This is a genomic window from Bacteroidota bacterium (genome assembly GCA_016713925.1).
Lineage (GTDB): Bacteria > Bacteroidota > Bacteroidia > AKYH767-A > OLB10 > JAJTFW01.
This window is the reverse complement of the sequence record JADJOH010000008.1, coordinates 760,762-779,357: the sequence shown is the minus strand read 5'-3', so window position 1 is coordinate 779,357 and position 18,596 is coordinate 760,762. Positions and strand designations below refer to the sequence as shown.

Here is an 18,596-nt window from a genome sequence, read left to right as displayed (position 1 = left end):
TTTGAAGATTTGAAGATGAGATGATCTCCCTGGCGGGAGACAGGTTTGAAAATAAATGGTGTAAAAGGTGTTTGAGACAGGTTTGTCGAAAGTAGTCGCGAAATATCACGAACATGACCTTGTTAAAGATTAGGATGACAATTTGGGTGACAAGGTAATTAATAACGCTGCGGTCGCGATGATGAGTGGCGACCGCAGCGTTATTAAAAGCAATTAAGCTTCGAGGGTGGCGTTAAGGCCGATCTCAGCGGTAAGGGATTTGGAGATAGGGCAGGTAGATTTTGCTTCCTGTGCAGCAGTTTCAAATTGCTCGGCTGACATTCCGGGAACTTTCGCGGTTACATCGAGTTGTACGTGGGAAATTTTTCCATCTTCCAGCGTTACTTTGGCTGAAGTGTTGATCGAATCGGCTACGAACCCGGCAGCAACGATAAGGAAGCTGAGTTTCATACTATAGCAACCGGCATGTGCAGCGCCAACGAGTTCTTCAGGGTTGGTACCAACGCCTTCTGCGAAACGGGTCTCCCATGAATATTGTGCATTATTTAATACAGTGCTTTGTGTGCTGACTGTTCCTGATCCTTCCTTGCCTGTTCCTTTCCAGATGGCTGAGGCTCTTCTGATGATTTTCATATAGTAAATTTTTTACGGAGCAAAGATAGTGAATCCGATGTTAAAATTTTCATCCCTTTGTCGAATGAAATCAAATTTAGCTTCGGTTAATAATTTCGTCAATAACCACTAAGGCACTTAAGGGCACTAAGGGGCACTAAGAATGATATAGGAGTTATTGTAAACAAAAGATCTTAATACAGATGTTGAACCAACAGGCATGAACGTTTACAAAGTACTTGAAATAAAAAGTTGACAACTATCAGGTATGACGTTAGAATGAATCAGGTATTGAAACTGCATTTAAATGTTACATTTGAGGATTACCCATCATTATGAAAAATAACTATACCATTCCCTTTGTAGATATCAGCTATGGCGACGTTGCAAAGGTTGGAGGAAAAAACGCATCACTCGGAGAAATGATCAGCAAACTGAGCGGAAAGGGCATTGCAGTTCCGGATGGTTTTGCTACAAGCACGGATGCCTTTCGATTGTTTTTGGATGAAAATAAATTAAACGAAGAACTTTCTCAAATTCTCAAACGATTGGACACTGCTGACTTTTCAAATTTAAACGATGTGGGCGCAGCAGCAAGAGCACTACTCACAAAAGCAACTTTACCTGAAAGTCTGAGAGCTGAAATTATTGCAGCTTACAAGAAACTATGTGATGAAAACGGAAGTGTGGTAGAAGTAGCTGTTCGCAGCAGTGCTTCCGCGGAAGATCTCCCCACAGCAAGTTTTGCCGGACAACATGATTCTTTTTTAAATGTGCGTGGTGAAGAAGATGTGGTAAAGGCGGTGCAAAAATGCTACATCTCGCTCTATAATAACCGGGCCATTAAATACAGAATCGACAATGGGTTTGAACATGTTCACGTCGCGCTATCTGCCGGCGTACAGTTGATGGTGCGTGCTGATTTATCCTGTGCGGGAGTTGCATTTACGCTGGAACCCGAATCCGGTTTCAGGGATGTGGTTGTCATCACCGGAGTCTGGGGATTGGGAGAAAATATTGTGCAGGGAGCAGTAACACCGGATGAATTTCATGTCTTCAAGCCTACACTTAAAATCGGAAAAAATGCGATCATCTCTAAAAAGTTGGGCAGCAAGGCGAAAACGATGATCTATTCACAAGAGCATGAGGGGAGTAATCCTCTACGTAATATTGAAACACCGCTTGCAAAGCAAAAAGAATTTGTGCTGAACGACGATGAGATTGAAACGATTGGCAGATGGTCGGTGATCATTGAAGACCATTATCAATGTCCGATGGATATTGAATGGGCGAAGGATGGAAAGAGCGGTAAACTATTCATCGTACAGGCAAGACCGGAGACGGTGCATTCGCAGAAGGACCCTTTGATTATGAAGGAATATTCATTAAAAAGCAAAAGCAACGTATTGGTAAAAGGTAACGCTGTAGGTTCCGGAATTGCCAGCGGTAAAGCGCGTCTTCTATCTTCTCCTGCAGAAGCACATTTATTGCAACAAGGAGATGTTCTCGTTACCGACATCACCAATCCCGACTGGGATCCCATTCTGAAAAAAGCAGCGGCCATCATCACCAATAAAGGAGGCCGGACAAGTCATGCGGCAATTGTTGCAAGAGAAGTTGGTGCAGTGGCTATTGTTGGAACAGGTAATGCCACCACCGTTATAAAAGACGGACAGGAAATCACCATCTCCTGCGCAGAAGGAAAAACAGGTGTGGTGTATGATGGCATTCTCCCCTGGGAAGAAAAAAAACTCGACTTCCGTAACATAAAGATGCCACGCACAGCGCCTATGCTCATCCTCGGCGATCCGGATAAAGCCTATCGTTTTTCTTTTTATCCCAACAAAGGCATCGGACTCATGCGACTCGAATTCATCATCACATCCAGCATCAGAATTCACCCAATGGCGCTCGTAAAATACGATGAGTTAAAAGATGAAACTGTAAAAAAAGAAATTGATGAAATCACTGCAGGTTACGACACAAAGACACATTTCTTCGTGGATAAACTGGCTCAGGCGGTGGCTACCATAGGAGCCGCATTTTATCCGAAAGACGTCATAGTACGCATGAGCGATTTTAAGAGTAATGAATACGCGAATCTGATCGGTGGAAAAGAATTCGAGCTGAAAGAAGAAAATCCGATGATCGGTTTCAGAGGAGCATCGCGGTACTATAATGAGCGGTATAAAGAAGGATTCCGGTTAGAGTGTGAAGCGATGAAAAAAGTACGAAATGAAATGGGACTAACGAATGTTAAACTCATGATTCCATTCTGCCGTACTGTTGAAGAAGGTAAAAAAGTAGTCGGGCTAATGGAAGAATATGGTTTGAAGCGCGGAGACGAAGGGTTAGAAATATATGTCATGGCAGAGATCCCGAGTAACGTCATCCTCGCTGAAGAATTCGCTAAAGTATTCGACGGTTTCTCCATCGGTTCCAACGACCTCACACAACTCACACTCGGCCTCGATCGTGACAGCGCATTGCTCAGCGACATCTTCGACGAGAACAATCCGGCGGTAAAATCCATGATCTCAGATGTCATACAGAAAGCTAAAAAAGCAGGTGTAAAAATTGGTTTATGCGGACAAGCACCAAGTGATTTTCCTGAGTTCGCCAAATTCTTAATTGATCAGGGCATTGATAGTATTTCTTTTAATCCGGATGCGTTGATTAGGGGGATTGAGAATATGTTGGAAGCGGAAAAGGTTTAAGGGGCTCCCATGAAGCGTATCGCTTTTCGCGATTCTGCTTCATGGTTCAAGGTTTAAGGTTTCCCAGCGAGTGTTGCGAACGACCCCCAAGGTTTAAAGTTTACGGGTTAAAAATTTGACAATTGAATTAGGTCGCTTTATTATTTTAAAAGCTAAATCCTATGCAAAAAGCTGTATATCATAAATTTATGTAATATATTTTACCTGTCCTCTTACAATTTTACCTTTCTAATCTGAAAAAGTATAAAATCACTACCTTCGCACTCCGTTTAGCATTTTTTGACATCATAGTACCCCGGAAGCCGCCGGATAAGGAGGAGAGGTGTCAGACCTGTCCGCCGAAGCTTTAGCGAAGGTGGAGTGGCTGATACAATCTTGGGAAGTGATTGATCATTAAACAGGAGAGGTGTCAGAGTGGCCGATCGAGCACGCTTGGAAAGCGTGTGTACCGCAAGGTACCGAGGGTTCGAATCCCTCCCTCTCCGCAAAAACAGAGCGAGAAACAGAGCGAGAGCGAAGTTTCTTAGCTCTGTTTTTTCTTCGCTCTCTCGCTCTCCACCTCGCTCTCGATTTTTTAAATTATTATATGTTATAAAAAACTGATTTTATTTCTTGTTTGACTTTTACCAGAAACAACCTAGTTTTTGCCTGAATTATCAATTCATTACAATCAACTTCTTTATTATTTGTTTTCCTTCTGAAAATAATTTGACTAAATATATACCATTAGGCAAGAACCTGGTTTCTATCTGAACACTATTCTCACCAGCAGTAGATGTTCCACCTTGCCTCAATAAAACACGACCATTTATATCTGTGATGGACAAGTCATATAGACTTTGTTCGATATCATAGTAAACGACTGTAACTTTATCATTTGCCGGATTCGGATATAAATTAAAATTAAAATCTTCAACAGGAATTGAACCGGCTCCGGTAAGAGTATTACCTAACTTCAAAACGTATGGGAACCCAATATTAAACGCAATAAACATGTTACCTTGGTCATCTATTTCAAACCAGCGATTATTATTGAAAGTTTTATCAACACTCGGTGGCAAACTTTCCTCCGCAATTTTTATCCAGTTAGAAGTACCGAGATATTTCCTAACTTCTACTTTTCGGGGTACTTCATTATTGAAGTATGCGACGTAAAGATTACCTGCATGGTCAATTGCTAAATTTGGATCATCAGCAGCCCCATAGTTTACTCCATAGCCTGATGAAATTCGATTCCAGTTAATACCATTAAACTGGTGCACTATGACTGTTTGGTAGTTAAGCTGTAAATCCCAGGCAATAAATGAAATAATAGGATTGCCGAGATTGTCAAATATCATATGAGTTTGATATGCCGCCGCAGACCCTACTACTGTTGGTGGACCTATATTTGTCCAAGTGTTTCCATTCCACCTTTTAACTTCAGGCCGACCAAAAGAATTTCCGTTTCCGTTAGAATAAACTATACATATATTGCCAAGGGAGTCAACAGTCAAATATTGATATTTGTTTTGCGGTGAAAAATCAGACGATATACCCAGCTGATTCCATACGCTGCAATCCCACTCTTTTACAATAGTTATACCTCCTGAAATGCTATCCGGAAATGCAATTGCGGGGTGGTTTTGGTTATTTATGGTGAGTCCAATATATTTTACTTCTCCTGCTGATAGCCCGGTACTATCACCAACATAATTCCATGTGCTTCCGTTCCATCGTTGTACACATAACTTATTGCCAATTGAAGAATCCTGAAATGCAACAATTGGAAAATCTGAAGAATCCAGAGTCATGATTAAATGACCGGCTCCGGAAGGAGAAAAACCTGCATTGCCTACATCAGTCCATACCGTATCATTCCAATGGCGAACAGTGATTTTATTACTACGACTTAAATCAGAGTAGGCTACAAAAGGTCTTCCAGAATTATCCAATGCGATGGATCTGTATTTTGCCAGATCTTTTGATACTCCTCCATCTCCAACATAATTCCATTCTATTCCATTCCAATATTGCACACAAACCCTATTCATCTGCCCTACATCTTTATATTGAACATAGATATTGGAGGAATCTTTAATGCCTAAATAAATTTCGATTACTGGTCCGAATGAAATACCATCTGTACCTATAACCACCCAGTTAGATCCATTCCACCTTTTAACTGTTAACTTGTAATTTGTAAGACTATCTCTGTATGCAACTATTGGTTGATTTCTATTGTCAATTTTTATCACAAGACTAGTAGCAAAAATATTTGATCCAATGGACATACTTGCTATGGAATTCCATGATATTCCATCCCATTGCTTAAAATTTAGGTTTCCGGTCAAGTCCAGATAGGAAACCAGAGGAAGACCTGAACTATCAAGAGTCATAAAAGGATGAATATAAGGCCCCTGGTTTAGTTGTGAGCCAATCGTTTGCCAGGTACTCCCATTCCAATTTAATATATTGAGTGATTGAGTTTGATTATTTGTGACAGCCAGGTATATTTCACCTGAATGATTTCTTTCCATTGCCACGGGTACTGACCACCGGTCAAGATTTGTGGAAGGCATATTATGCCATGATATACCATCCCAACGCTTTACCACAACCGAATCAATTAAATCGTCACCCATAACAACAATTGGATTTCCCAATGAATCAAGAACCATAAAACCTCCTCCATAAAGCTGTGAAAATGATTGCCCCCCGATAGAATCCCATGCAATTCCGTTCCATCGAAACACTTTAACTTCATGATTACTTGCATTTAGAAGACAAGATATATAGGGCTGTCCAATACTATTTATTTTCATTGATTTAATTATGCCATTACCTCCATACTGAAAAATAGGAGCCGGAGATGTTAAGTAATTCCACTTTACCCCATCCCAGTTCCTTAAAACATGTCCATATTCGTAAGTACAAGAAATGGGAAAACCATTATTGTCAATTGCCATGTTTTGAGACACTGATCGATTTACCTGGGGCCAATTTGTAAAATCACCTCCAACCGGCATCCACGATTGTCCTTTAACTGCTAAAGTTGAAATAAATAGTAAATATAAAATAATGACTTTAAGTTTTACGTAATTCATCTTGTTGTGATTAAAATTTTACACATGTAAATATACTATTTTTTTATATTCATCCTTGTAAACCTTGAGTTAATAATTATAACTTAAAATTAAGCTATAGAACATTTTCATAAACTTACCCTACCACCACTGAAAATTATTTAAATGGGCTCACAAACAAAATGCTTCATTCAAAAAATATTTTAAAAGTTTAAAAAAATCCAGTTGCGAGATTTGGGCATTTGATATAGCGGAATCAGATAAAGGGCCATGGGTAGCGCACCCTTATTTATGTATAACTGATCATAGGAAATCGATAAATTCATGCTATTTGATTACCTATAAATAAGTCTCATTCACCAAATTTCATACTCCCACATGCCATTATATCAAAAATCTTATTACTTTTCCATCCTAATACACCAAACATGAACCACTTTTACAACCTCCTCAAACCCTTGCTGCTTCTTATTACAGGAGTATGCTTACTGTCAACTGTAGCATTCGCACAGCCCTGCGGAGTGGAAGCGAAAATCACCATATTAGGTGGTACTGCCACCTGTGGTTATTTTGCCGATACTGCCGGTTATCAGCCCGGATGGATCGGGTATAAATATCAATGGAAAATTAATGATAAACCACCCATTACTCAATATTCAGTTCCCACTATTATGTATGATGAGCTGGGAGCCGGTTTTAACCGTTTACAATTGATTGTATATGGCACGAACACTACTACCGGCGACAGTTGTATAGCTGAATACACCAACGTCTATCAGGCGACAGGAGACGCCATCTATCCGGAGTTTGATGTTAGCGTGAACGGTAATACCGTCACTTTTACCGGTACATACAAAGGAGGTCCATTCTTTGGGGCTCCTAGTACTGTTATGTACGATTTCGGTGACGGCACACTATCGTCCTCCAACTCTTTTAATGAATCTCATACCTATGCGAATGCGGGATTAAAAACAGTATACCTCTATGTGCAGATGAATAATCCTACTACAGGAGGTGTAGCAAATAGTCAGGTGGGCAGGGATATAAATGTCGGAACCGGAGCATCTAATTTAGAATTCAGTTTCATTCAAGATCAGACCATTTGTGATTCGGTGCGTGTATCAGCATCAAGTTCGCCCGCCTTCACTTTCGGATCATTCAATAAAAATTTCAGTGTTGCCGGTAATGCACCGGTGAATGGAAATTATGTTCATGTGAATATGATAGATGTACCGGGACATGACTTTATAGGAATTGATGGAGGCGCTGCCGGCTCATCCTATGACTATACTCAATACCTGGTTAAATTAAATGATTGTACGATCATCCCCGACACCGCAAGCGGATATGTATTTGATGATTTAAATTACAATGGAATCAAAGAACCCGGCGAACCAGGAATAGCAGGCGTCACCATTTATATTTCTACATCGTGTAATGCCGAAAGTTTTTCAACTGTTCAGGCCGGATATAGTACGACCACAGATACTGCCGGCTATTACTACATTCATGTTCCACATTATGGCGTGAAGGTAACACTGGGTATGTCTACCGCTTATACGCTAACCTATCCAGGAACGAATTACTATAATGTGAATTATTCTTCCGGCACTATGCATACCGGTCATGATTTCGGATTATCCACGCTATCCGTTCATATCTGCGGACGCACTTATCTTGATGATAACAATGATAGTATTTATAATTCCAGCGATCGTTCGTTGCCGGCGGTGATGTTGACTGCTACCAATACAATAACCGGAATTGTTTATCATAATTCTTCAGGTACAAACGGAAGCTATTGTTTCGACTTGCCTCCCGGAAATTTTGTGGTGAGACCTGTCAATTGGCCTCTCGACAGCGCCACTTTTACCCCGGATAGTCTGATTGTATCCGGAGGAACAGGAGGCACTTATAACAATCGCAATTTTGGATTCAGGAGTCCGGTGCCCACTGATTTTCACCTGCAGTTATTCACTGCCGATGATGCGCGACCCGGGTTCGATATGTACCTGACCTGCAGAATAAATAATACCGGTTATCTCAAAGGCAAGGGTGATCTTGTTTTAAACTATGATCCGCAATTGACGCCTCTTAGCACTAACCCCGCCAATGGGATCATTAATACTGTTGCAAATACCATCACCTGGACGACAGATTCCATTCCTCCGGGTTTCTCCGTTCATTATAATGCTTTTTTCAATCTCCCGGCTTCAACCCCTTTAGGCACCCTATTATCCAATAGCGCAACTATTACAGGAACACCGGGAACTCTTGAATACGATCTTTCAGACAACACAAGTAGTCTACTTAAAACGGTGATAGGCTCCTTCGATCCGAACGATAAACAAGTTACGCCCGAAGGTCTTGGGGCTACAGGAGATGTCTTACACAATACCCGTTTTGATTACCGTATTCGCTTTCAGAATACCGGTACAGCTTCTGCCATTAATGTATTCGTTATGGACACCATCGACAGCGAACTTGATCTCAACACTTTTGTGATGCACAGAGCTAGTCACAACTACGATCTGGTGATCAATGGAAACATTCTCACCTGGCGCTTCTTCAACATCAACCTGCCTGACAGCAATACCAATGAACCGTTGAGTCATGGATTCATTGAGTACAGCATCTCGCCTAAACCCGGACTTGCCGATGGCACAACCATTGAAAATGTAGCCGCTATTTACTTCGACTTCAACCAGCCGGTGATTACGAACACTACACTGAATACGATGCAAACCTCCCTGGCCGGTATTTCAGAACCAGCAGCGAATGAGGAGCTTTTGGTATATCCAAATCCAACATCGCAAGATTTAACCATACTGCCCCGCTTCGAAATTTCCGGGTTGATCGATGTATCAATCGTAGACCTTTTGGGTAAACATATCCAAACTGTTTATAAGGGAACTTATTCCCATTCATCGTCGATCAAAACAAATGTGAGTTCTCTTGCTAAAGGAATGTATTTGTTAAGAATTCAACATCAGGGTGGTATTTCGCAGGTGAAATGGATTAAACAGTAAATACGAATTACGAAACCTGCCTAACGGCAGGCAGGTACGAAATTACGAAATACGAATCCTGCCTTACGGCTGGCAGGTGCGAAAATTAAGAAAGCTTCCTAACGGCAGGTAGGTACGAAAATTAAGAAACTTACCTAACGGCATGCAGCTACGAAATTTGTTGCTAAGTTGGCTGGACACTTCTATGCTAAACTCCTGGTAATTTTAGAAATTGCCAAGGTGGTGGCACTCAAAAAGAAATTGGATTTGTTTATCCGTTCTTGACCTGCTTATACATTTCACAATTGGATATAAAGGGGTTCGAACTCTATCAAACGTTATTCAAACGGTAGCCGGTTGCGTTTTTATATCACTTTGGAAAGATTAAAATACACCCCTCAGGCAAATATCTGATTATAAATCAGTAATATGTGTTAATTTGCCGTTCAGTCTCTTTTAAAATAACTTAATGTATCCTAAAAAGTACTTTTTACGTTATATTTGTATATTATAATATACATTAAATGGAAAAGTCAAGGTTCATTTTACCAAAAAACCTTAGAATTCTGGAAGGTCTTGGTCAAAATATACGGCTGGCCCGACTGAGGAGAAAGATGAGTTCTGAACAGCTTTCAGAGCGGGCTGGTATTGGACGTATGACCTTATATAAAATTGAAATGGGCTCTCCCGTTGTTGCAATTGGTAATTATCTCCAGGTGCTTTTTATCCTGGGTTTAGAAAACGATTTGACACAAGTTGGTGCGAATGATCCTTTGGGCAGGAAAATACAGGATGCTAAACTTATTGTAAAGCACCGTGCCCCAAAACAGAAGAAGAAAAACGATGGAGATCCGATCTGACAATAAAATAATTGAAGTGTATGCCGACTGGGAAGGTTTGCCGGGCCCCACATTGATGGGCAAACTCCATGTAAGTCGAATTCGGGGGAAGGAACTATTTTCCTTTCAGTACGATCAGTTATGGTTAAAATCCGGTTACAATCTCTATTTGGATCCTAACCTTGAATTTTACAGTGGTCGACAGTACCTACCTGACGATAAAACCAATTTTGGAATTTTCCTCGATTCTTCTCCGGATAGATGGGGACGGTTACTGATGCGTCGTAGAGAAGCAGCATTTGCTAGAAAGGAAAACAGAAAAGAAAATACACTCTTTGAAACAGATTACCTACTTGGTGTTTTTGATGGTCATCGCATGGGTGGAATCAGATTTAAAATTGACCCTGGTAGTGAATTCCTGAATAACAACAAGTCATTGGCCTCTCCCCCATGGACTTCTCTCGGTGAATTGGAAAATGCAAGTTTAAAATTAGAGCGTGAAGATGCAGGGGAAGATCCGGACTATATGAAATGGCTTTCATTGCTGGTTGATCCCGGATCATCTTTAGGTGGTGCCAGACCCAAAGCAGGAGTCATAGACGAGAAAGGCAATTTATGGATCGCGAAATTTCCCAGTTTAAATGATGACAGGGATTCAGGTGCATGGGAGATGGTGTTACATCAATTGGCTCAGGCTTGCGGAATTGTTGTTCCGGATGCTCGTCTGCTGCAGTTCGGAAGTAAGCACCATACCTTTTTAACGCGGAGGTTTGACAGAAACCATGAAGGACGCAGAATTCATTTTACCTCCGCAATGACCTTATTGGGTTACCGGGATGGAGCAAGTCATGATGAAGGCGTAAGCTATCTTGAATTAGTGGAAATAATTCAACGTTTCGGTGCTTCACCTGTGCAAGATTTAGTGCAACTATGGAAGAGAATTCTCTTTAACGTTTTTGTTTCCAATACAGATGATCACTTACGCAACCATGGGTTTCTATTAACTGATCGAGGATGGAGACTTTCCCCTGCTTATGATATGAATCCGAATGAAAACGGGACAGGGCTCACATTGAATATCTCTGAAAATGATAATGAATTGTCTATCGATTTGGTGATGAGTGTAGCGGGTTATTTCAATCTGGACGAAGTAAAATCAAATTCAATCTTTGGTGAAATGAAAGCGATCATTTCGACATGGAATGATATTGCCCAAAAGTTAGGAATTCCGAAGAAGGAAAGGCAGGTAATCGGTAAAGCATTTCGTTGATTCTATCTGTTGTTTTAAACGGATGCTTTGATAGCTCCACTCTATTATTAAGTGAAAAATTGAAAGAGTGTCCATTGATCAGTAATCTGCTACTTAAATAATATTTCAAGGCTTTGTAAGGATTAGATTTATAGTTTTTAATATCTTTCCACATGCCAAACCGATACCTGCTGCTCCTGCTATTTTTTCATTTAGTATTGAATCTCAATGCGCAACAAATTTCGATTTCCGGCACCGTGCGGTCAGCCGAAGACCAATCAGTGCTTCCCGGAGTTAGTATTGTAGTGAAGGGTTCAACGGTGGGGACCATTACCGACATGGATGGGAAGTTTTCCATTACAAGTGCTTCTGCCTATGATTCATTGCAATTCTCTTATATCGGCATGTTAACACAGGTCATCGCGATCAACAACCAATCGTCGATGAATGTAGAGCTGAAAGCTGACCGTCAAAATATAAAAGAAGTAGTAGTCACTGCATTGGGTATTAAACGCGAGAAGAAAGCACTCGGCTATGCAGTACAGGAGATCAAAGGGATGGAGATGCAAACAGCAAGAGATGCGAGTTTTATCAATCAGCTCTCGGGAAAAGTAGCGGGATTAAATATCTCCTCCACCACGGGCGGACCAGGTTCATCGAGCCGAATCGTTTTACGAGGCGTAACTTCTCTCAGTGGAAGCAATCAGGCCTTGATCGTTATAGATGGTGTTCCGGTAGAAAATAACACTTCCAACACCACGACGCAATGGGGCGGAAGAGATTACGGCAATGGGTTGAGCGATATCAATCCGGATGATATTGAATCTGTCACCGTGTTGAAAGGTGCGAATGCTGCTGCCCTCTATGGATCACTTGCGGCGAATGGCGTACTCGTGATCACGACTAAAAAAGGAAGTGCTTCGAAAGGAATCGGTGTGACTTTTAACAGCTCCACCACCGTGGAATTGCCTTATATTCATATTAAGTTTCAGGATAAATACGGAGCCGGCAGAAATGGGAAATTTGAAGGTCCATGGGAACTCATCGACGGTGTGAACACTTACAATACGGCAAGCGCCACCGCCTTTGGAAGCTGGGGTCCGAAAATGGAAGGACAAACGATTCGTGACTGGAACGGTGAACTTCGCTCCTTCACGCCACAGCCGGATAATTATAAATCCTATTTCCAGACCGGAATCACATCGGTGAACAATGTTTCCCTGCAAGGTGGAAATGATAAAATGACCTATCGTCTCTCAGCCGGAAACTTTACCACCAAGGACATCGTGCCCAATACCACATTGAACCGTACCAATGTCACCGCACGTACTACGGCCAGCCTATCCGAAAAGTTGAGTATTGATATCTCTGCTACTTACAGCAATCAGCAGGCAGAAAATCGTCTGGGACTTGCCAATAGTTTCAGCGCTCCCCGCAATTATGTGATGATGCCCCGGCACATAACTGCCGAATCTTTGGAAGGTTCAATGATGGATGCAAGTGGGAAAGAAACCACCTGGTTTACCAACTGGAACTGGATGACCAATCCCTACTGGCAAAGGAAATTCGAATTAAATTCGGATAGCCGTGACCGTGTGATCGGTGTGGTATCGGCCTTCTATCAGATAAGCCCTCATCTCAAAGGCATGATCCGCTCCAACGCTGATTTCAATTTCAGGAGAAACAATGAGCAGGAAGCATCAAACGGTATCTCTAACTCACTTGGTTCTTATACCAGCGGTTGGTCCACCTACAAACAATATCAGGGAGATTTTCTTTTTAGTTACGATAATAAAATTACGGAAGATCTGACTTACACCGTCAACATCGGTGGCAGCACTTTGCAAAAACGCGACGAACAAACGACGGAACGTACAGATGGTGGTTTGGCCATCCCCTACTTCTACAGCATTGAGAACTCCGTCAACCGTCCATCGGTGAGTTATCATCTCAGCGAAAGCAGAACCAATGCGCTTTACACCTTCGCACAATTCGGATACAAGACATGGCTCTTTGCAGATCTCACTGCCCGCAATGACTGGAGCAGCACCTTACCGGAATCCAACCGCTCCTATTTCTATCCTTCCATCAGCTCAGGATTTGTTTTTTCAGAAGCATTTGACTGGAGACAACAGCTACTCTCCTTTGGCAAAATCAGAGCTTCCTGGGCGCAGGTTGGCCGCGACACAGATCCTTACAGGACTAATTTTTCATATCCTTCCGCCGGTTCTTTCAATGGCGCTCCCATGTATCAACTGGATCCCTCCATTCCTTTGCTGAATTTAAAACCCGAAATTACTTCCAATATCGAATTAGGCACAGAACTGATCTTCTTCAACGGCAGAATTGGTCTGGACTTTACTTACTATCGTTCCAACACCCGCAATCAGATTTTACCTGCCGGTGTATCGGCCAGCTCCGGATTTGTGAGTGCCATCATCAACAGTGGCGAAATCCTGAATAAAGGAATCGAAGTGCAACTGAAGACAAGACCCATTGAAGGCAAAAATTTTAAATGGAACCTGGATATCAATTTTGCGCATAATAAAAACGAGGTCATTTCACTCACCGATGGACTGGAAACGTATCAACTCTTCTACCAATGGAACTTAACCATCGAAGCCCGACCCGGACATGCTTATGGCGATATCGTTGGGTATGGCATCAAACGGGATGGCAATGGCAACAAGCTGGTAGATGATAACGGTATGTATATCCGCGACAGCAAACCGAAAGTCCTGGGCAACTACAACCCGGATTTTACCGGAGGTGTACAAAATGGTTTTAATTATAAAAACTTCAGCATGTCGTTTCTGGTGGATTATCGGGTGGGTGGAGAAATGTTTAGTGGCACCAATATGTACGCCAGCGGCTATTCCGGAAATCTGGAGAGCACGTTGGAGGGCAGAGAAGGATGGTATGCTTCAGAGGCAGATCGCATTGCAGCAGGTGTTGCTCCGGAAGATTGGATAGCCACCGGAGGTTTTTTAGCAGAGGGGGTTACGGCAGATGGTAGTCCGAATGCAGTTTATGTCAACCCTGAACTGTACTGGGGACAATTTTCTTCATGGACCAATGAAATACACGAATAGTTCATCTATGATGCCAGCTTCGTAAAACTGAGAGAGGTAACGCTGGGCTATAGTTTCCCCTCCCGCATCAGCGACAAACTACACCTGAAAGGACTGAGTGTCGCGCTCACCGCAAGAAACCTCTGGCTCATCTACAGCGGTGTACCCAATATTGATCCGGAATCATCCTATACCAATGGTAACGGTCAGGGCTATGAGATCTACTCTTGGCCGACAAGAAGAAGTATTGGGATAAACATTAAAATCAGTCTATGATCATCTCTTCCATGAAAAAGAAAACCCAACTCTACCTCGTTATTTTCACCTTCAGTCTGATTGTGCCTTTTACCACAGGCTGCAAGAAAAGCATGGATGAACTCAATGTCAATCCCAATGCACCTGTCACTGTCAATCCGGACTATCTTTTCACTTACTCGGTTGTAAAAGGAATGAACAGTTACATCACCAATGCCAATGTACATTACTGGCTCACCATGAACTGGAACATGTATTTTGCCACATTGGGAGGTGTAGATGCCGGTAAAGAATATGACAGCAACGATGGCAAGGATGCGTTATGGACAGAGCACTATGCACAAGCCTTAATGAATGCCCGCGAAGTGCAGCGACTCACCGCAGGCAGCAATTATCTCATCAACAAAAACAGCATTGCCCGCATCTGGCAGGCCTATCTTTTTTCACAACTTACAGATCTTTTCGGGGACATCCCCTACTCTGCTGCATTAACAGGAGCTTCATCACTCAACTTCACACCAACGTATGACAGGCAACAAAACATCTATTACGCTCTGATTAACGAACTCAAACAGGCATCTGCTGCTATGGATCCCAATCAGGCGGTTTTTCCCGGAAATTCTGATCCGTTGTACAAAGGGTCTGTCAGCAAATGGAAACAGTTCGCTAACTCACTTCGTCTACGACTGGCGATGCGAATGAGTATTGTGGATCCGGTAAAAGCGCAACAGGAAATCGCTGCACTTCAAAACGAACCATTCATTAGCTCCAACAGCGACAATGCTATTTTCCCCTATGGAGGAGAAATCCGGAATCCACTTTTTGATTTGATTCAAACCGGACAAAGCGGTGGGAAAACTTATCCAAGCAAATATCTCATTGACAAATTAAAATCACTGAATGATCCCCGGCTACCCGTATTTGCTCAATACACAACCGAGTCCATCATCATTGGTATTCCCGATCATGAGGGTGTCCCAAATCTTGTTCCTGCCGGATCATCGGTCTGGAGCAATTACAATACCGATGCATCGGATGTTTCTAAAATTGGACTATGGTTTTTGAAACAGGATGCACCCGGTGTATTGATGAGTTATGCAGAAGTATGCTTCCTGAAAGCAGAAGCCGCCTTAAATGGCTGGTGGAACGGTAATGCGCAACAGTTATACGAAGAAGGAGTGACCGCCAACCTGCAATCCTATACCGGTTCCGGAATAACTACTTCTCAAATCACCAACTACATTTCCTCACTTCCGCTGGTCAATCAGGAAAATATTATTACACAAAAATGGATTTCCTTCACTTATCAAAACGGATATGAAGCTTATGCAGAATACCGACGGACAGGTTTTCCGATTCTAAAAGATTACAATGGCAATGCGATTAATATCTCTACCTACCCTAATCGATTTACTTATCCCGCTACTGAACTTAATCTAAATTCAGTAAATTATAATGCTGCTGTTTCTGTACAGGGCCCTGATATTGCTTCTACTAAAGTTTGGTGGGATATGAATTAAGAACCTGCCTGCCGGCAAATTCTGAATTCTGAACCTGCCTGACGGCAGGCAGGTTCAGAATTCAGAATTGTGGATAGAGGAATGAGAATTATAAATATGAATTATACGACGTTATGAAGAACTGGAAAACGATTACAAGTGAAGAGGATGTTAGAAATATTATTAATGCTTCTACTCTAAAAACCCAAATTATTTTTAAAGACAGCCATAGTTGTGGAATCAGTGCCTATGCTAAAGAAAGGTTAGCGGAAGGATCAAATCTACTGGCAGAAAAAGCTGAATTTAATTATTTAGATTTATTGCGTTTTCGTGACGTTTCAAATTTTATTTCGAGTGAACTCGACGTGACCCATCAATCGCCACAAATCATCGTGATAAAAGATAAAAAAGTAGTGTATCGTGATTCACATCATTCTATTCAACCCGGGAAAATTGTAAAATATTTATAAGATAATAATTCATAATTCAATAAATGTAATTGAGGAACATGTAAACTACTGTTTGATGCTAATCAAAAACAATTCAATCCCGCGAATAAAAACTTAACCACTCGAAGTAAATATTTACTTGAACCACGGATTCCACTAAATCATCACCTTCAGTATCAAGTAAATGTTCTCACGATTCAATAAAAATAACATTATACGAATTGCAATATAATTTAACTATCTTCGAACTATAACTCTCTGCCCTAACTTCAAAACGCTCCTAAGCATCTCTATCCAAAAACACTTAAAGTCTGTTCATCGCTTATGAAACTCAAATTCACCCCTCTTCTCCTGTTATTTATCTTTATTTTAACCAATAGTCATGGGCAAACCCCGGCCGGCAACAGCTTTTACATAGATTATCCGAGTTGGAATGCGGGAACACAACCTCCTGTGTATTTCAATTGCGGAACCAACAATATCTTGAATACAGGTAATGAATTGACGATGGAAGTGTGGGTACGCATGTACAACTCCACCTGGAATCAGAAGATCATGGGAAAAGTAACTCCTGCATTTGATAATGGATATGTAATGGGGATGCAACTCGGACAAAACTATTCCGAGATCTGGAATCCTGCGTTGAATACTATTCAGGCGGGAAGCACCCCTGTTGATTCTGCCTGGGTACATTTCGCCACCACTTTCGGGTCAGGGGGGCAGATGCTTTGCTATGTGAATGGAGAACAGGTAGGCGGACTACCATTAACCGGAAATGCCATCGCTTCCAGCAGCAATCCCTTTATTATTGGTATTGCTCCCTGGGATCTCACCAACTTCCAAAGCTTCGGACAAATTGATGAAGTGCGTTTATGGAGTGTGGTGCGTACACAGGATGATATTAAATCCACCATGCATAAACAATTGCAAGGTAATGAACCCGGTTTAGTCGCTTACTATGATTTTAACCAAAGCGCCGGTGGAAATCTTCCTGATATTTCCGGTAATGGAAACAATGGTACGATCAGTCCTACTGCTGCTTATTGGTCCTGGTCACCCTCCTACGCAGCTGTAGGCGATGGACCACTTTATGCTATGCTGGATGTAGCAGCCGTCTGGTTCGGTAAGGATGCAACGTTATACAACTATGCCACTACTACCAACGGACTCAACATCATTGCCAATATTCAACCAAAAGCATTTGATTATGCGGTTTACGGCCACAATGATTCTTCCGGGATCTCCACTTCCTTCCTTCCCGCTACTGCTCCGATCGATTTTGAGCGCACGAGTCGTGAATGGTATTTCAAAAAAGGAGGCAATATTGGTGCTGATTTATATTTTAATCTATCAACCGCCGCTGCAGGTGGTGATTCACTCGAGAAAAATTTAGCGGTACAGAACTACACCTTACTGTCACGTGATTCGACCAATCAGCTATTTACACCGGTGGCTGCAGCGAGCACATTGCTTGCCGGTGGAACGGTGGTAAAATTTACCGGGATCAACCTTGAAAATAAATACTATTGCATCGGCGTAGGAAGTACTGCTATTGCTGCTGTTCCAGCAACACCGGAATGGAGTAAACTCATTTCTCTTTTACCAAATCCGGCACAACACAGCATTACCATTACCAATATTGCCGGAGCTGAGTTGCAGGTTCTCGATGCAGTAGGGAAACAAGTGATGCAATGGAAAGGAATCGAATTACAACAGTATTTTGATGTGAGCACGCTCGAAAATGGCAGCTACTTTTTGAAAATCACTAAAGACCGTGAATCCACAACAAAACAATTCATCATTCAAAAATAATAACCTCGACACTCAACACC

General features: G+C 41.9%; 10 protein-coding genes and 1 tRNA gene. 9 read left to right on the top strand and 2 right to left on the bottom strand.

What is annotated here, in order from left to right; genetic code table 11:
* Positions 1 to 213 precede the first annotated feature (213 nt).
* Entirely contained in the window at positions 214 to 633 is a 420-nt protein-coding gene (locus tag IPJ86_17255) for an OsmC family protein (GenBank protein ID MBK7888969.1), read from the bottom strand.
* Positions 634 to 947: 314 nt separating this feature from the next.
* Here IPJ86_17255 and ppsA point away from each other — a divergent pair, with 314 nt between their 5' ends.
* Together ppsA and IPJ86_17245 are read left to right on the top strand one after the other, a co-directional pair.
* Positions 948 to 3,329, top strand: coding sequence for a phosphoenolpyruvate synthase (gene ppsA / locus IPJ86_17250; protein ID MBK7888968.1), 2,382 nt, complete (start codon positions 948 to 950; stop codon positions 3,327 to 3,329).
* Positions 3,330 to 3,729: 400 nt separating this feature from the next.
* Positions 3,730 to 3,814, top strand: a tRNA-Ser gene (locus IPJ86_17245).
* A gap of 171 nt (positions 3,815 to 3,985) precedes the next feature.
* Here the strand turns inward: IPJ86_17245 and IPJ86_17240 are convergent.
* Positions 3,986 to 6,415, bottom strand: coding sequence for a T9SS type A sorting domain-containing protein (locus IPJ86_17240; protein MBK7888967.1), 2,430 nt, complete (start codon positions 6,413 to 6,415; stop codon positions 3,986 to 3,988).
* A 407-nt stretch (positions 6,416 to 6,822) separates the two neighbouring features.
* Here IPJ86_17240 and IPJ86_17235 point away from each other — a divergent pair, with 407 nt between their 5' ends.
* From IPJ86_17235 to IPJ86_17205, 7 genes are all read left to right on the top strand, one after another.
* Positions 6,823 to 9,423, top strand: coding sequence for a T9SS type A sorting domain-containing protein (locus IPJ86_17235; GenBank protein ID MBK7888966.1), 2,601 nt, complete (start codon positions 6,823 to 6,825; stop codon positions 9,421 to 9,423).
* A 503-nt stretch (positions 9,424 to 9,926) separates the two neighbouring features.
* Positions 9,927 to 10,262, top strand: a complete 336-nt coding sequence (locus IPJ86_17230) for a helix-turn-helix domain-containing protein (protein ID MBK7888965.1) — start codon at positions 9,927 to 9,929, stop codon at positions 10,260 to 10,262.
* Positions 10,246 to 11,511: a HipA domain-containing protein gene (locus IPJ86_17225; protein MBK7888964.1), complete on the top strand. Its 1,266-nt coding sequence runs from the start codon at positions 10,246 to 10,248 to the stop codon at positions 11,509 to 11,511. The genes IPJ86_17230 and IPJ86_17225 overlap by 17 nt, the downstream gene beginning before the upstream one ends.
* A gap of 152 nt (positions 11,512 to 11,663) precedes the next feature.
* Complete coding sequence (locus tag IPJ86_17220) at positions 11,664 to 14,582, top strand: SusC/RagA family TonB-linked outer membrane protein (protein MBK7888963.1); 2,919 nt, start codon at positions 11,664 to 11,666, stop codon at positions 14,580 to 14,582.
* A gap of 266 nt (positions 14,583 to 14,848) precedes the next feature.
* Positions 14,849 to 16,336 (top strand): SusD/RagB family nutrient-binding outer membrane lipoprotein, encoded by a 1,488-nt coding sequence (locus IPJ86_17215; GenBank protein ID MBK7888962.1) that lies wholly within the window; start codon positions 14,849 to 14,851, stop codon positions 16,334 to 16,336.
* Between the two features lie 113 nt (positions 16,337 to 16,449).
* Positions 16,450 to 16,785: a bacillithiol system redox-active protein YtxJ gene (gene ytxJ / locus IPJ86_17210; GenBank protein ID MBK7888961.1), complete on the top strand. Its 336-nt coding sequence runs from the start codon at positions 16,450 to 16,452 to the stop codon at positions 16,783 to 16,785.
* A 303-nt stretch (positions 16,786 to 17,088) separates the two neighbouring features.
* Positions 17,089 to 18,576 (top strand): T9SS type A sorting domain-containing protein, encoded by a 1,488-nt coding sequence (locus tag IPJ86_17205; protein MBK7888960.1) that lies wholly within the window; start codon positions 17,089 to 17,091, stop codon positions 18,574 to 18,576.
* Positions 18,577 to 18,596 lie beyond the last annotated feature (20 nt).

Excerpts from the sequence above, each read along its gene's own strand:
- IPJ86_17255 (MBK7888969.1), bottom strand. The coding sequence starts at position 633 with ATGAAAATCATCAGAAGAGCCTCAGCCATCTGGAAAGGAACAGGCAAG.
- ppsA (MBK7888968.1), top strand. The coding sequence starts at position 948 with ATGAAAAATAACTATACCATTCCCTTTGTAGATATCAGCTATGGCGAC.
- IPJ86_17240 (MBK7888967.1), bottom strand. The coding sequence starts at position 6,415 with ATGAATTACGTAAAACTTAAAGTCATTATTTTATATTTACTATTTATT.
- IPJ86_17235 (MBK7888966.1), top strand. The coding sequence starts at position 6,823 with ATGAACCACTTTTACAACCTCCTCAAACCCTTGCTGCTTCTTATTACA.
- IPJ86_17230 (MBK7888965.1), top strand. The coding sequence starts at position 9,927 with ATGGAAAAGTCAAGGTTCATTTTACCAAAAAACCTTAGAATTCTGGAA.
- IPJ86_17225 (MBK7888964.1), top strand. The coding sequence starts at position 10,246 with ATGGAGATCCGATCTGACAATAAAATAATTGAAGTGTATGCCGACTGG.
- IPJ86_17220 (MBK7888963.1), top strand. The coding sequence starts at position 11,664 with ATGCCAAACCGATACCTGCTGCTCCTGCTATTTTTTCATTTAGTATTG.
- IPJ86_17215 (MBK7888962.1), top strand. The coding sequence starts at position 14,849 with ATGAAAAAGAAAACCCAACTCTACCTCGTTATTTTCACCTTCAGTCTG.
- ytxJ (MBK7888961.1), top strand. The coding sequence starts at position 16,450 with ATGAAGAACTGGAAAACGATTACAAGTGAAGAGGATGTTAGAAATATT.
- IPJ86_17205 (MBK7888960.1), top strand. The coding sequence starts at position 17,089 with ATGAAACTCAAATTCACCCCTCTTCTCCTGTTATTTATCTTTATTTTA.